This is a genomic window from Microtetraspora malaysiensis (genome assembly GCF_050947145.1).
Taxonomy (GTDB): Bacteria; Actinomycetota; Actinomycetes; order Streptosporangiales; family Streptosporangiaceae; genus Microtetraspora_A; species Microtetraspora_A malaysiensis.
This window is the reverse complement of the sequence record NZ_CP191998.1, coordinates 4646197-4660454: the sequence shown is the minus strand read 5'-3', so window position 1 is coordinate 4660454 and position 14258 is coordinate 4646197. Positions and strand designations below refer to the sequence as shown.

The 14258-nt window shown below is 70.3% G+C and carries 13 protein-coding genes; 8 read left to right on the top strand and 5 right to left on the bottom strand.

Going from position 1 to position 14258, the window contains the following annotated elements; translation table 11 throughout:
- Positions 1 to 11 precede the first annotated feature (11 nt).
- From ACQP1V_RS22100 to ACQP1V_RS22065, 8 genes are all read left to right on the top strand, one after another.
- Positions 12 to 2630 carry an ATP-binding protein gene (locus tag ACQP1V_RS22100; RefSeq protein WP_433411259.1) on the top strand — a complete coding sequence of 873 codons (2619 nt, stop codon included), beginning with the start codon at positions 12 to 14 and terminating at the stop codon, positions 2628 to 2630.
- 151 nt (positions 2631 to 2781) lie between these two features.
- Positions 2782 to 3999 (top strand): NAD(P)/FAD-dependent oxidoreductase, encoded by a 1218-nt coding sequence (locus ACQP1V_RS22095; protein ID WP_433411257.1) that lies wholly within the window; start codon positions 2782 to 2784, stop codon positions 3997 to 3999.
- A gap of 21 nt (positions 4000 to 4020) precedes the next feature.
- Positions 4021 to 4974, top strand: coding sequence for a sigma-70 family RNA polymerase sigma factor (locus ACQP1V_RS22090; protein ID WP_433411255.1), 954 nt, complete (start codon positions 4021 to 4023; stop codon positions 4972 to 4974).
- 105 nt (positions 4975 to 5079) lie between these two features.
- Complete coding sequence (locus ACQP1V_RS22085; RefSeq protein WP_433411253.1) at positions 5080 to 5640, top strand: DinB family protein; 561 nt, start codon at positions 5080 to 5082, stop codon at positions 5638 to 5640.
- Between the two features lie 411 nt (positions 5641 to 6051).
- Positions 6052 to 8838, top strand: a complete 2787-nt coding sequence (locus ACQP1V_RS22080) for a BTAD domain-containing putative transcriptional regulator (protein ID WP_433411251.1) — start codon at positions 6052 to 6054, stop codon at positions 8836 to 8838.
- A gap of 256 nt (positions 8839 to 9094) precedes the next feature.
- Positions 9095 to 9853: a class I SAM-dependent methyltransferase gene (locus ACQP1V_RS22075; RefSeq protein ID WP_433411249.1), complete on the top strand. Its 759-nt coding sequence runs from the start codon at positions 9095 to 9097 to the stop codon at positions 9851 to 9853.
- 106 nt (positions 9854 to 9959) lie between these two features.
- The gene (locus tag ACQP1V_RS22070) at positions 9960 to 10508 is read left to right on the top strand and encodes a GNAT family N-acetyltransferase (protein WP_433411247.1); all 549 of its coding nucleotides are present in this window, start codon (positions 9960 to 9962) and stop codon (positions 10506 to 10508) included.
- Between the two features lie 88 nt (positions 10509 to 10596).
- Complete coding sequence (locus ACQP1V_RS22065) at positions 10597 to 10815, top strand: hypothetical protein (protein ID WP_433411245.1); 219 nt, start codon at positions 10597 to 10599, stop codon at positions 10813 to 10815.
- Positions 10816 to 10825: 10 nt separating this feature from the next.
- Here ACQP1V_RS22065 and ACQP1V_RS22060 read toward each other — a convergent pair whose 3' ends face one another.
- The 5 genes from ACQP1V_RS22060 to ACQP1V_RS22040 all read right to left on the bottom strand — a co-directional run bounded on the left by ACQP1V_RS22060 (position 10826) and on the right by ACQP1V_RS22040 (position 14249).
- Positions 10826 to 11560, bottom strand: a complete 735-nt coding sequence (locus ACQP1V_RS22060; RefSeq protein WP_433411243.1) for an alpha/beta hydrolase — start codon at positions 11558 to 11560, stop codon at positions 10826 to 10828.
- Between the two features lie 357 nt (positions 11561 to 11917).
- Positions 11918 to 12556, bottom strand: a complete 639-nt coding sequence (locus tag ACQP1V_RS22055) for a recombinase family protein (RefSeq protein ID WP_433411241.1) — start codon at positions 12554 to 12556, stop codon at positions 11918 to 11920.
- Positions 12557 to 12673: 117 nt separating this feature from the next.
- Positions 12674 to 13039: a recombinase family protein gene (locus tag ACQP1V_RS22050; protein WP_433411239.1), complete on the bottom strand. Its 366-nt coding sequence runs from the start codon at positions 13037 to 13039 to the stop codon at positions 12674 to 12676.
- A complete protein-coding gene (locus ACQP1V_RS22045) occupies positions 13032 to 13169 on the bottom strand; it encodes a hypothetical protein (RefSeq protein WP_433411237.1) in 138 nt (45 codons plus the stop codon). Before ACQP1V_RS22045 ends, ACQP1V_RS22050 begins: the two co-directional genes overlap by 8 nt.
- A 225-nt stretch (positions 13170 to 13394) precedes the next feature.
- Complete coding sequence (locus tag ACQP1V_RS22040; protein ID WP_433411235.1) at positions 13395 to 14249, bottom strand: MarR family winged helix-turn-helix transcriptional regulator; 855 nt, start codon at positions 14247 to 14249, stop codon at positions 13395 to 13397.
- Between the last annotated feature and the right edge of the window lie 9 nt (positions 14250 to 14258).

The window sequence follows — 14258 nt, the reverse complement described above, 5'->3', positions numbered from 1 at the left end:
ATCTTCGACCCATGTTGTGGGGCCGGGATCATGAGTCGAAGATCATCGACGCGCTGCTGGACGGTGCGCGGGAGGGGGTCAGCGGCGCCCTCGTCGTCCTGGGGGAGCCCGGCATCGGCAAGACCGCCCTACTCGGCCACGCCGACCGGACCGATGTCCACGTCCTGCGGACCACGGGCATCGAGGCCGAAGCGGAGTTGCCGTTCAGTGCCCTGCACATGCTGTTCAGGTCGGTACTCGACCGTCTGGAGCACATCCCGGACAGGCAGGCGGCCGCCCTGCGCGGCGCCTTCGGGCTCGGCGAGAGCGGTGCGGGGGACCGGTTCCTGATCGGGCTGGCGGTCCTGTCGCTGCTGTCCGAGCTGGCCGAGAACGGGCCGGTGGTGTGCCTGATCGACGATGCCCAGTGGCTGGATCACGCCTCGGCCGAAGCGCTGCTGATCGCGGCGCGGCGGCTGGCGGCCGAGGGCGTGGTGATGGTGTTCGCCACGCGCCCGGGGTTCGAGGCCAAGGGACTGCCCGTGCTGGAGCTGTCCGGCCTGGACGAGGCGGCAGCCGCGGAGCTGCTCGACTCCGCCGGCCGCACCCTGCCCGCCGGGTCCCGGCAGCGGATTCTCACCGAGGCGGCGGGCAACCCACTGGCGCTCATCGAGCTGCCCAAGTCGCACGGTCCCGCCGACGAGCTCTCCCTCACCGCACGCCTGGAGGAGGCCTTCGCCGCCCAGGCCGACGGGCTGCCGACGAGCGCCCAGGTCATGCTCCAGGTCGCCGCCGCCGACAGCACGGGTGAGCCGGGCATCGTGCTGGCCGCCGCCGGTGCGCTGGGGAGTATGCCGGAGGACTTGGAGCAGGTGCTCGCGGCCGGGCTGGTCGTCCTGGGTGAGGGCAAGCGGCTGGAGTTCCGCCACCCTCTCGTGCGCGCGGCCGTCTGGCAGCGTACGCCGCTGGCCAGGCAGCTGACTGTGCACCACGCGCTCAGCGACGCCCTGGACCGTACCGCGGACGCCGACCGGAGTGCCTGGCACCTGGCCGCGGCCACGCTGGCCGCCGATGAGCGGGTGGCGGCCCGGCTGGAGTCGGCCGCCGACCGCGCCCATTCCCGCAGCGGGTACGCGGCCGCGGCGGCGGCCTACGAGCGCGCCGCCTCACTGAGTCCAGAAATCGCGGACCGGGCGCGCAGGCTCACGCTCGCCGCCGAGGCGACCGAGTACAGCGGCCGCTTCGATCAGGCCAGGAACCTGGCCGAAGGCGCCGGCAATCCCGACACCGAGCTGACCTCCCGGCTGATCCGGGTGCGCGCCTGCTCCGACTATGGCGAAGGACATCTCGCGGGAGCGCACGCGATGTTGTCGGCGGGCGTCGACCATCTGGCGGCCACCGATCCGCGCTCGGCCGCCGGGCTCCTGCTCGACGCCGCGTCCATGATCTGGTTCGACGGGGACCGCGACATGGCCTGGCGCACCGCCGAGCAGCTCGACGCGCTCCAGGTGCCGCCCGGCGACGAGGTCGTCCCGGTCCACCAACTGTCGCGCTGGTTCATCGCCATGGCGCTCGGCCGGCCGGCGGACGGGCTGCCGCCCCTGGGCGAGGTGGTGGAGTCGGCCCGCGCGCTGGCGAAGGCCGACCGTCGCGGGCTGCTGCTGATCGGCGGGCTGGGCCTGGCCGAATACGACGCCCGTACCCACATGCTGGCCTCCGCGGCCACTGCCACGATCCGGGCCGAGGGCATGGTCGGTCTGTTGCCGCAGGCACTGACGTTCCTCTCGCGGGTCGAGTACGCTCGCGGCCGCCACGCCGAGGCACGCAGCCTGGCCAGTGAGGCCGTGGCCATCTCCGGCGACACCAGCCAGCCCGCGTGGGCGCGCCAGGCCGCCGGGCTGCTGGACCAGTTCGCGGCAGTCCGGGGCGAGGCGCTCGATCCCGCCACGGCGCACCCGGGCGCGCTCGCCCTGCTCGACCTCGGCCAGGGACGCTCCGAGCAGGCCCTACTCAGCCTGGAGTCGCTCGTCTACGGTCGGTCCCGCAACCAGATCATGGCCATGCACCACGTCCCCGACCTGGTCGAGGCCGCGCTGCGCAGCGGCAGGATCGCCCGCGCCGCGGAGCCGTTCTCCCGGCTGGAGGCCTGGGCGGCGATGCTGGATCAGCGCTGGGCCGACGCCCTGGTCTCCCGATGCCGCGCCCTGCTGGACACCTCCGGCGACCCCGGCGCGCATTTCCGCGCCGCGCTGGCCGCCCACGATCGACCCTTCGACCGCGCGCGTACCGAACTTCTGTATGGGGAGTGGCTGCGCAGGGCTCGCCACACCGGCGAAGCACAGGAGCAGTTGCGGGCCGCGCTGGAGGTCTTCGAGCGGCTCGGCGCCGAACCTTGGGCCGAGCGGGCGCGTACGGAACTGGGCGCCACGGGCTGGAGCGCGCCGCGCCGTAACGGCGTGGACCGCTTCGTGCGGCTCACCCCGCAGGAACGGCAGATCGTGCAGCTGGCCGCCACGGGGCTGTCCAACCGGGACATCGCCGCACACCTGTTCCTGAGCCCGCGCACCGTGGGCCAGCACCTGTACAAGGCCTTCCCCAAGCTGGGCGTCACCTCCCGCGGCCAGTTGGCCGAGCTCACGCTCGACGAATGAGCTCGGCGAACGGGACCAGCGCGCGCAGGTAACACCGGCCCCGCCGAGCGCCGGGCCGGCATGTGACCGATGCCACATGCGGTTCCTGTCAGCAATCGGGGCGCCGCTCCGCTCAACTCACCGGGAGCAAGCGAACCGACAGGAGTAACACATGAAGCACCGCATCGTCGTCCTCGGCGCCGGCTATGCCGGGGTCTACGTGGCCGGGAACCTGGTCCGCCGGCTGTCCCCGGCGGACACCGAGATCACCGTGGTCAACGCTGTGCCGGACTTCGTCGAGCGGCTGCGGCTGCACCAGTTGGCGGCCGGCCGGGAGATCGAGGCACAAAAGCTCGCCGACCTCTTCGCGGGGACGGGGATACGGCTGCGCCTGGCCCGTGTCACCGCCGTCGACCCCGAGCGCCAAGTCGTCGCCGTGGCCGACGCCGACGGCGGCGGTGAGCTCGGCTACGACACGCTTGTCTACGCGCTCGGCAGCGCCGGTGACGTCGAAGGTGTCCCCGGCGTGGCCGAGCACGCCTTCGACGTCACCGGCCGGCCCTCGGCGCTGCGCCTGCGCGAGCGCCTGGACAGCCTGGGCAGGCGGGGCAGGCGGGGCAGGCGGGGCGAAGGCGGGAGTGTGCTGGTCGTCGGCGACGGGTTGACCGGCATCGAGACCGCCACCGAGATCGCCGAATCCCGGCCCGGCCTGCCGGTGACGCTGGTCGCCCGCGGCGAGCTGGGTGCCCGGCTCTCCGCCGGAGCCCGCAGCCACCTGCACCAGGCCTGCGACCGGCTGGGCATCACCGTCCTGGAGCACACCAGCGTCGAAGCCGTCGGAGCGACGCGGGTGCTGTGCGCCGACGGCACCGCCCTGGCGTCCGACGCAACCGTGTGGACGGCCGGGTTCGCGGTCAGCCCCATCGCCGCCGCCAGCGGGCTGGAGGTCACCGAGAACGGTCGGATCGTCGTCGATCGCACCATGCGGTCGGTCTCGCACCCGAACGTCTACGCCGTCGGCGACAGCGGCTACGCCATCGGCGACAACGGCCGGCCGCTGCCGATGTCCTGCGCTTCGGCCGGCTTCACCGGCGGGCAGGCGATCCACGCGATCGTGGGACGCCTGACCGGCCGCAAGATCGCGAAGACCAAGCTGGTCTACCTGGGCAACCACATCAGCCTCGGGCGGCGGGACGGGATCCTGCAGATGGTCGACGACGAAGGGCAAGCGAAGCCGACGTATGTGGGCGGCCGGAAGGCCGCGCGGATCAAGGCGGGCATCCTCAAGATGTCGCTGTGGGCCAACTCGCACCCGACCTTCGGCGTGCCCAGGCGCAGGCGCCGCGTGGCCGCCGCGCCGGATGTGTCCGCCGCGAACGTGGTCGCGTAGCCGCGACCTTGCGTGGCACGCGTGGACAGAACCGTCACTGATCGCTTCGACACCAGTCGGTTCGAGGCCAGCCGGAACCGGCTGGCCTCGCTGGCATACCGGCTGCTGGGCTCCGCCGCCGACGCCGAAGACGCCGTGCAGGACGCGTTCCTGCACTGGCAGGCCGCCGACCGGCAGCGGATCAAGGTGCCGGAAGCATGGCTGACCAAAGTCGTCACCAACCTGTGCCTCGACCGGCTCCGCTCGGCACAGGCCCGCCGCGAACGCACCGTCGGCTCCTGGCTGCCCGAACCGCTCCTCGACGGCGACCCGATGCTCGGCCCTGCCGACACTTTCGAGCAGCGCGAATCGGCCGCCCTGGCCGTGCTCACTCTCATGGAGCGCCTGTCACCCCTCGAGCGGGCCGTCTACCTCCTGCGCGAAGCGTTCTCCTACAGCCACGCCGAGATCGCCGAGATCCTCGACATCACCGAGTCCGCAAGCCAGCAGCACCTCCACCGGGCCCGGCGCCGCATCACCGCCGCGCGCCGCCGCGGTGGCGAAGTCGACCCGGCATCCGCCCGCAGGGTCGTCGAGGAATTCCTCGCCGCTGCCTCCTCGGGCCGCACCGAACGGCTGGTGGCGCTGCTTACCGACGACGCGACCGCGATCTCCGACGGCGCCGGCCTGGCCGAGAGGCTGCTGCAGTACGACACTCCGCATCGCATCGCCGCCGTCGTACGGGCCGGCTTCAAACCCACACCCGCGAAACGGCGATTCGCCGGCGGCACGCCCGCCATCCACTACGCGCTCGTCAACGGCGCCCCCGCCATCCTCTTCGTGGTCGGCGACCAGGTCGTCGGCGCCGTGACGTTCGACGTCACCAACGGCAAGATCGCAACCGTGCGCGGCATCGCCGCCCCCACCCGCCTCGCCCGCCTCGCCGAAGCCTGGCGGCAGCACGAACCGGACACACCGCTCATCACCCAGTGGTGACCCGCCGCCGACCGCGGCCAGCGGAACCGGGCTCAACGGCGGCGTCGCCTGGCGCGCCCGAATAATCACTTGCCTGTCGGACCGTTGCTCAGAATCATTCACACGGTGAGCGACATACCCGAGCGGTGGACCCAGGCCAGTGTCTACCCCGACATGTGGGTGAACCCCGACGAGGACCCCCGCAACACGGACGGGGTCAGCCCGGACGGTGAGTTGGCGACGCTGCAGGACTTCCTGACCGGCTATCGACTGACCCTGCGGATGAAGTGCGAGGGGTTGACCCCGGAGCAAATGGCGCGCCGGTCGGTGCCGCCGTCGACCATGTCCTTGCTGGGGCTGGTTCGCCACCTTGCCGAGGTGGAGCGGGACTGGCGTACCTGGATTCAGCCAGAAGATCCGGCACCGAAGCTGTACGGAGCGCGTGACAGCGACTTCGAGGGAGCCGTTGCGGAGCAGGCGCTGGTCGACGGCGCATTCGCCGATCTTGCTCGCGAACAGGCGGCAACCGATGCGGCGCTGGCCGAGTATCCGGATCTGGGGGCGCGGGTGATCCGCGACGGCGCCGCTGTCCGGGAGCTGTGGGTTCACCGGGTCGAGGAGTACGCCCGCCACTGCGGGCACGCCGATCTGCTGCGCGAACGCATCGACGGCCGAGTGGGGCAATAGCGCCATCGACTACGGCCCGGAGCGCGACGTCCCAGGCCGAGAACCCGGCGGTCCTGCCGGAGTCATCGGAAGTGACTCCGGCCGGACCGCTTTTGACTGTCTTCACCGCATGTTCATCAGCAGCAGTCCTGGTCATCGGCCGACGCGGACGATGCGACGACCACCCCACCGGCCGTGGCGGACACGGCGAACAGCACGGCGGCCATCAGGCGGAGCAACGTGCGCTTCATGGGATCTCCTTCGTTGGCAACAGTCGGTCGCCTCGGTCCGGGGTGGATCCGACGACGACCGCGCACCGGTTCGTCGACGACGATGCGCGGCCAACCCTGGACAATCCTTGCGAACAACCTTGAATCGGCAGATTGGAACCGCTACAGACTGGTGATCGAGAGATGGAGGTGCGGCGTGCCGATGGAGTTCCGACTTCTGGGTGACGTGGAGGTTCGCGTAGACGGCCGGCGCGTCGAACTCGGGCATCACCGCCAGCGGTGCGTACTCGCGGTACTGCTGGTCGAGGCCGGCAGGCGCGTGTCGATCGATCAGCTCCTGGACCGGGCATGGGGCCACCACCCGCCTCGGCATGGTCGCGACACGCTCTACAGCTACCTGTCCCGCCTGCGGCAGATGCTGGCGGCGGTCGACGGCGCGCGAATCGCACGGCAGAGCGGCGGCTATGTGATCAGCGTCGATCCCATGATGGTCGATATGCACAGGTTCCAGCGCTGGGTCGGAGAAGCCCGAGCCGCCGACGACGTCCACGCCCGACGTCTGCTGGAGCAGGCGCTCGCCCAATGGCGCGGGGATGCCTTCGCCAACCTGGACACCCCCTGGCTGAACACGCTGCGCGAAGGCCTGGTCCAACAGCGGCATGCCGCCGAACTCGACCTCACCGACGCCCACCTCCGTTCGGGGCGGCACGCCGAACTGGTTCCCGCGTTGACGATGCGGGCGGCACGCCATCCGCTGGACGAGCGGCTGGCCGGCCAGCTCATGCTCGCCCTGCACCGCAGCGGCCGGTCGGCCGAGGCCCTCCAGCACTACCAGCGGATCCGGCTGCACCTGGTCGAGGAACTCGGCGCCGACCCCGGCCCGTCACTGCAGGACTTGCACCGCCGCATCCTGACCGCCGACCCCACGACGGCACTGCCCGCTTCCGCGACAGTCACACTGGCCGGACCGCCCGGCATCGTGCCGCGTCAGTTGCCGGCCCCGCCGGCCCGGTTCACCGGCCGAAGAGCCGAACTCGGGCAGCTCAGCAGAGCATTGGACGAATGCGGCCGGCCAGGGGGCACGGTGGTGATCTCCGCCATCGGCGGGATCGGGGGCATCGGGAAGACGTGGCTGGCCCTACGCTGGGCGCACGAGAACATCGACCGCTTCCCCGACGGACAGTTGTTCGCCAATCTGCGGGGCTTCGATCCGATCGAGCAGCCGCTGTCCCCGGCCACCGCCGTACGCGGCTTCCTGGAGGCACTCGGCGTCGATCCCCAGGGGATGCCGACAGACCTGGACGCGCAGGTAGGCCTGTACCGCAGCCTGGTGGCCGGACGGCGGATGCTGATCGTGCTGGACAACGTCCGCGACGCCGACCAGGCCGCGCCTCTGTTACCCGGCAGCCCCACCTGTACGGTCGTGGTGACCAGCCGCCATCAGCTGGCCGGAATGGCCGCGGCCAACGGCACCCGGCCGGTCGCTCTGGACGCACTCGACGACGCCGAGGCCCACCAGTTGCTCCTCCAGCAACTCGGCGCCGACCGGTTGGCGGCGGAACCGGAAGCCGTGGCCTACCTGCTGGCCTGCTGCGCGGGTCTGCCGCTGGCGCTGGCCGTCCTCGCCGCCCGTGCCGTGCTCAGCCCGCAGCTGCCGCTGGCCGCGCTCGCCGCCGAGCTACGGGACACCACCGGCCGGCTGGACGCGTGGGACACCGGAGATCTGCGGACCAACCTGCGCGCCGTGTTCACCGCCTCCTACCTCGGCCTCTCCACGCGAGCCGCCGAGGTATTCGGCCTGCTGGGCCTGGCACCGGGCCCGGACATCGGCCTCGGCGCCATCGCCGCCCTGACGGGCCTGCCTCCCGCCCGAGTACGCGGACCGCTGCGAGAGCTGGAAGGGATGTCCCTGGTCCATCAGCACGCTCCGGGCCGGTGGCGCATGCACGACCTGGTCCGCCTCTACGCCGCGGAACAAGCCCGCGAGGACCAGCCCGAGACCGCTCGGCAGGCCGCGCTTCGGCGGTTGGTCGATTTCCACCTGCACACCGCCTACGCCTCCGAACGGCTCCTCGCGCCGCATCGCGCACCGATCAAGCTCGGTGCCCCCGCTCCTGGATGGTGGCAGGGGCCGCCGGCCGACGACACCGCCGCCTGGGCATGGTTCGCCGGCGAACATGCCTGTCTGCTGGCCACCCAACACCTCGCCGCGAAGCAGAACTGGCACGAAGCGGTATGGCGGCTCGCCTGGAGCCTGGGCACCTTCCACTTCCGGCGCGGAACCATTCAGGACCAGTTCGACAGCTGGCTGGCGGGACTGGAAGCCGCTCGCGATCTCGACGACCCGGAGGCTCAAGCGTTGGCTCACCGGATCCTCGGCCACACCTGCACGCGGATGGGCCGACATGGCCTGGCCATGGATCACTTGCAGCAGGCGCTCACCCTCGCCCAGCGCACAGGGGACCTCGCCGCCCAGGCCCAGATCCATCAAGGTCTGGCGATGTCCTGGGCGCAGCGGGAGGATTTTCGGCAGGCTCTGGAGCACACCACCCAGGCCCTGGACCACTACCAAGCCCTCGACGACCCTGTGCGGACAGCCGACGCGCTCAACGACATGGGCTGGTACGCGAGCAAGCTCGGACTGCACACCGAAGGCCTCGCCCACTGCGAAGCGGCCCTGGCCCTGTTCCGCCGCCACCAGAACCGCGACGGAGAAGCCAACACGCTCGACAGCCTGGGATACATCGCCCACCACACAGGTCAGTACGACCAAGCCCTGAGCTACTACAACGAAGCTCTCAGGCTGCTCCAAGAGATCGGCAACGCCTTCGACGAAGCCAACACCCTGGAACACCTCGGAGACGTCCACGCCACGATCGGTGACCGGCAGCAGGCCCGCAGCGCGTGGCGTCAGGCGCTACGGCTCTACCAAGCCCAGAACCGTGCTGAGGACGCCGACCGCGTTCAGCGCCGGTCGTCCGCCGTCTGAGCGTTCCCGCTCGGGGCGGCAGATCCACAGACAGTCAGTCGACGCCGGGCCGGCCCCCGGTTCGCGCCTGAGCGCGGGGATGGCCGGCGGGAGGATCATGTTGTCGACGCTGAGCACCAGTAGTGCCAGACCAAGAACGCCGAGGATCCACCATCGGCGTGGATGAGTCATGTGACTTCTCCAGCATCGGCGCGTCCGGCGTCCGCCGACTGCCCAGCACCCGCGCGGCTCGCGGGCCCGAGCCTGGTAAGCCAAGATGGCCGACATGTCTACCGTGCCCGAAAATCACGTTGAGCCGGCACACCCGTCCCGAGCCAACGACTATGACAATCTCGCCGAGGCGTACGCGGCCGAGAACGAGGCCGGCATCGCGAACGCCTACTACGAGCGGCCCGCCATTCTGGCCCTCGCCGGGGATGTGACCGGCCGGCGGATCCTCGACGCCGGCTGCGGCTCGGGCCCGCTGTTCGCGGCGCTGCGTGACCGGGGTGCCGTCGTGACCGGCATCGACAACAGCACCGGAATGCTGGAGCTGGCCCGGCAGCGGCTCGGTGCCGGCGCGGACCTGCGGGTCGCCGACCTGCGTAACCGGCTGCCGTTCCCCGACGGCGCGTTCGACGATGTCATGGCGTCCCTGGTACTCCACTACCTGGAAGACTGGGGGCCGACGCTCACCGAACTGCGGCGCGTGCTGACGACCGGCGGCCGGCTGATCGTGTCCGTCGACCATCCCTTCGCCATCCACGCCATCCACCGCTCGGCCGGGCGCAAGACCGACTATTTCGCGACCTACAACTGGACCGAAGAGTGGACCATGGGCGGCCTGACCGTCCCGATGAGCTTCTGGAACCGGCCGATGCACGCGATGACCGACGCCTTCACCGCGGCCGGCTTCCGCCTGGCCGTCATCAGCGAGCCACAGCCCGTGCCGGCCGCCCGCGAGCTGTTCCCCGACGAATTCCGCGCCCTCGCCACCAGCCCGAGCTTCCTGTTCTTCGTTCTCGATGCCGACTGAGGCCCACGACCGGGGAGCTGCCGGCGGCCTTCTTGGGGAGCCGTGGCTTTGTTCGTGAGTTGTGAGAGCGCGTGTTGCTCGGCGGGATTGCGATAGGTTGCCCGCCATGACCGAGCTTGGACCCGTTGCCTGGCCACCTGCCCCGATACGGACCGAGCGGCTCGTGCTCCGTGAGCCCGAGGCCCGGGACCGTGCGGCGATCATCGAGCTGTTCACCTCGCCAGAGGTGGGCACCTACATTGGTGGCCCTCGACCGCGTGATGAGTTCGAGCGTGCGATGCCTGAGGTGCCCACGCGGCGCCCCGGCCTTTTCGTGGTCGATCTGGACGGAGCGATGATCGGCATCGTCACGCTCGACCGGCGCGACGCGGAGCGTCCGGGTCACGTCCGTCCGGATGCCGGGGAGGCCGAACTCGGCTACATGTTCCTGCCGGAGGCGTGGGGACGCGGGTACGCCACCGAGGCGTGCGCGGCGGCACTCGACTGGTTGGCCGGCGCGCTTCCCGGCGAGCCGGTAGTGCTCTGCACCCAGACCGCCAACGACCGCTCGATGCGCCTCGCGGCGAAGCTGGGGTTCACCGAGGTGGAGCGGTTTGAGGAGTACGGCGCCGAGCAGTGGTTCGGCGTGTGTCCCTCGGACACGCCGTCTGGTTGAGCTCGTGCCCGGAAGGGGTGGTGTGCCGGCCGCGAGTCCTCGTCCGGCGTTGGGGAATATCGGTACGCCATTGTCGCTGAGAACGATCATGGTCGTTCAGGCCCTCCTCCACTCGGGGACGTGGGCCCAGCTGATGGAGCCGCTGGTGGCCGAGCGCCGCCCCGACCGGCCGGTACCGCCGATGGCCGGTACCGCCGCGATCGGGGCGGTTGTGCATCTGCCGGCCACCGCAGTCGAGGAGGGCCGGGGCCTGTCCTCGATGAGCGGCATCCTGGCCGGCGCCGCCTACCGTCTGCTGCCGGCCTGACGGCCCGGCCTCACTTCAGGTGCCGGGCGAAGAACCCGGCCGCGTCCTCCCCTGCGAACTGCGGGACGCCGGTGTGCCCGCCCATGTTGGCGTGCAGCGTTTTCTCCTTGGAGCCGAAGGCGTCGAACAGGTCCAGGGCCGCCTGTCGGTCGTTCCCTTCGTCATCCCACTGCAGCAGGACATGCAGCGGAATGGTGACCTGTCGGGCCTCCTCGAACATGGTGCGAGGCACGAAACTCCCGGCGAAGAAGCCGGCGGCCACGATGCGCGGCTCGACCACCGCCAGCCGGATCCCGATGGAGATCACTCCCCCCGAGTACCCGACCGGGCCGCCGATCTCGGGCAGCGACAGGAGGGCGTCCAAGGCGGCCTGCGATTCCGGGACCGCCTTGTCGACGAGCGGGAGGATGAGGGCGTCGATGATCTCGTCGCTGACCGGCTCGCCGGCCTCCATAGCCCTGCGCAGGTCGGCGCGGGCCTGCTCGGCGGCGGCCCAACGGGGCCGGTCACCGCTCCCGGGGAGCTCGATGGTGGCCGCAGCGAAGCCCTCCACCGCGGAGTGCCGGGCCCGCGCCACCAGCCGGGGGTACATCTTGTGCAGTCCGAGCGGGGGGTGGCCGAGCAGGATCAGCGGGACCGGTGCGGATGCGGATGCGGGCGTCCACAGGATGCCGGGGATCTCGCCGAGGGTGAATTTGCGTTCGAGGACGCCGTCATCGAGGCGCTGCTCGGAGGTGAATCGCATGGTCGTGCCTTTCGGGAGTGGCTCTTGAGCGGCGCTCCCGGACGACCTATCGCCCGACCGTGACCCCGGAGGGGAGCACCCATGTCGATACTGCGTTCACGGGTACCACCTCCTCGTTCTCTCGCACGGCTTCTGAAAAAGTAGCAGTGGTCGCCGTGGTCCGCCAACGGGTTTTCGCAGAGGCTCCGTGGCCGTCCGCAGACTCCGGCGCCCATCCGCCGCGGGGGCGTAATCGACCGATTACGCCCCCAGGTGACATCTGACGCCACCCACGGCCTCGGGGAGCAATGGAACAGTGGTTGGCGTTAAGCATTGACCGACGTCATGGACGCCGTTGACGGCGGGCGTTCCCGCCGGTTACCCGTGCTTGTCCGGTTCGGCGTCGGCGAAGGCGCGGTACAGCGAGGCGACAGAGGGATGTCGCCCGGCGTTCTTGCCGGTCTTGATCGTGATCTTCTTGGCGATCTCGGGCACGGGGACGCCCTTGTCCTTAAGCGCCTGCGCGAACGTCAGCATGTCTTCGTCGATGACCTTGGGGCGTCCGCCATGGTTGCCTTTCGCCGCGGCGGTGGCTTGGCCTTCGAGAGTCTTCTCGCGGATGTAGTTGCGTTCGATCTGGGCTGCGGCGGCCAGGACGGCGAAGAACATGGCGCCCATGCCGTTCGGGTCGTGGATGCCGGTGAGCGGGCCGGTGAGCAGTTCGAGTTGCACGCCGGCGCCCTGGAGTTTCCCGGAAGGGGTCATGAGCTCGGCGGCGTTGCGGGCCAGGCGCTTGAGCTCGTGGACGGTGAGGATGACCTCCTGGTCGGGGGCGGCCTCCTTGATGTCGTACGCGAGTCTGAGCGCCTTCTCCAGCTCGGGGCGGACCTTGATCCGGGTGCTGATCTTCTCGGAGTAAACCCGTTTGCAGCGGGCGGCCTCCAGGGCGTCGAGCTGGCTTTGGAGTTCCTGCTGGACGACGACATCGCCCGGCTGTCCCCGTTCGGACGCAAGCACATCAACGTGATCGGCACCTACTCCTTCACCGCTCCCGACCTCGGCCCCACCGGCGTCCGCGAACTACGCGACCCCGACGCCGACGACGACTGACCCACCCGGCGACGCGCCGGCCCTTCAGTCGCCCTCGTCGGCTGCCGGAGCCCGGCGGATCACACGATGGATGGTGGAGCGGCCGACGCTGTACTCGCCCGCCAGGTCGGCCAGGGAGGCCTCGCCGGCGGCATAGCGGCGCCGGATCGACCGCTGCGCGGACTCGGGGAGCTTGGGCTGCTTGCCCTTGAGCTTGCCCTGGCGTTTCGCCAGAGCCATGCCCTCGCGCGTACGCAGGTGACCGAGGTTGGCTTCGAACTCAGCGACCATCGCCAAGGTCTGCAAGAACAGCCGCCCGAACGGGTCGTTCCAGTCATAGACCGAGCCGCCGAGGCCGAACAGCACACCACGGTCGGACAGGTCGGTGAGGATCTGGTTGGCCTCAGCCATATTGCGGGCGAACCGGTCGAATGTAGATCCGATCCTTCGGGACCCCGAGCGCGAGCAACTGCTCGGTCTGGATGATCACGTCTTGTTCGTCAGTGGAGCAGCGCGCGTAGCCAACACCGGTCCCGTTCACGCCCTCCAGTGTTCCGGATAGCCCCCGTCACCGGAACATTTCGCGGAACAGCCTTACGGAACACCTTGACCTGCGGGACCGCTCCGGCCGCCCGGTGTTCCGGTAGACGACCCCCTAACGGAACACCCGATCGACGCCCGCTACTGCAGTCGCGCCTGCAAGGCAGCCGCCCGCCAGCGACGCCGGCCCTACTGCTGCGAGATGCGGCGGGGTGTGTCGATCTGCTTACGGCAAGAGCTTGGTGAGAAGGACGCGAAGTTCTTGCGCGCGGTCCGGGCCGAGGACGTCGTCGATGTCGCGCTCCATGCTCTCCAGGGCTGCACGCACTACAGGCATGCGGGCGCGGCCGAGGTCGGTGAGCTGTAGGGCATAGCGGCGTCGGTCGTGCGGGTCCTGGCCGCGGGACACGATGCCGGCCTGGACCAGTTCCTCGATGAGCGATGCGGTGGCGGGCTCGGTCAGGTGCAGGTATCGGGCCAGTTGCTCTTGCGGGCAGGGGGCGAGCCGGTCCAGCGCGGGCAGCAAGGCGAAGTGGCGGGTGTGCAGGCCGTGCGCCGCGAGCCGATGATCCCCAAGACGGCGCAGGCGGTAGTGGGCTTGAGCTATCAGGTACTCGATGCTGTGGATGGCGGATGGCCCGTCGTCGGCGACGAGCATGGTCAACAGCGCGGCGAGGCGCCGCCGTTCGAGGTCGGTGAGCGCGGCGGTGACCCGGGCATCGCTGTCGGCGACGGCTTGGCGCATGCCGTCCAGGGCGGTACGGCCCGCCTCGGTCAGCGACAGCATGTAGGTGCGGCGGTTGGCCGGGTTGCGAGTGCGGACGATATGGCCCGCCTCTTGGAGCCGATCGAGCAGCCTGACCATGATCGTTCGGTTGATGCCGAGTCGGTGGGCGAGGTCCTGCTGGGAGGGGGCGTCCGCGTCGGCGAGGATGTCGAGCACCACGAACTCGCGCGACTGGGGCCCGTCCTTCACGGCGTGAGCGGTGACGGTCGTGAACACGCGGCGCATCAGGTGACCGATGGTCGCATGCAGCGGTCCGGATTCGTCGTCGACGACGGTTCCTGCCTGGTCGGGCACGAGCCTCAC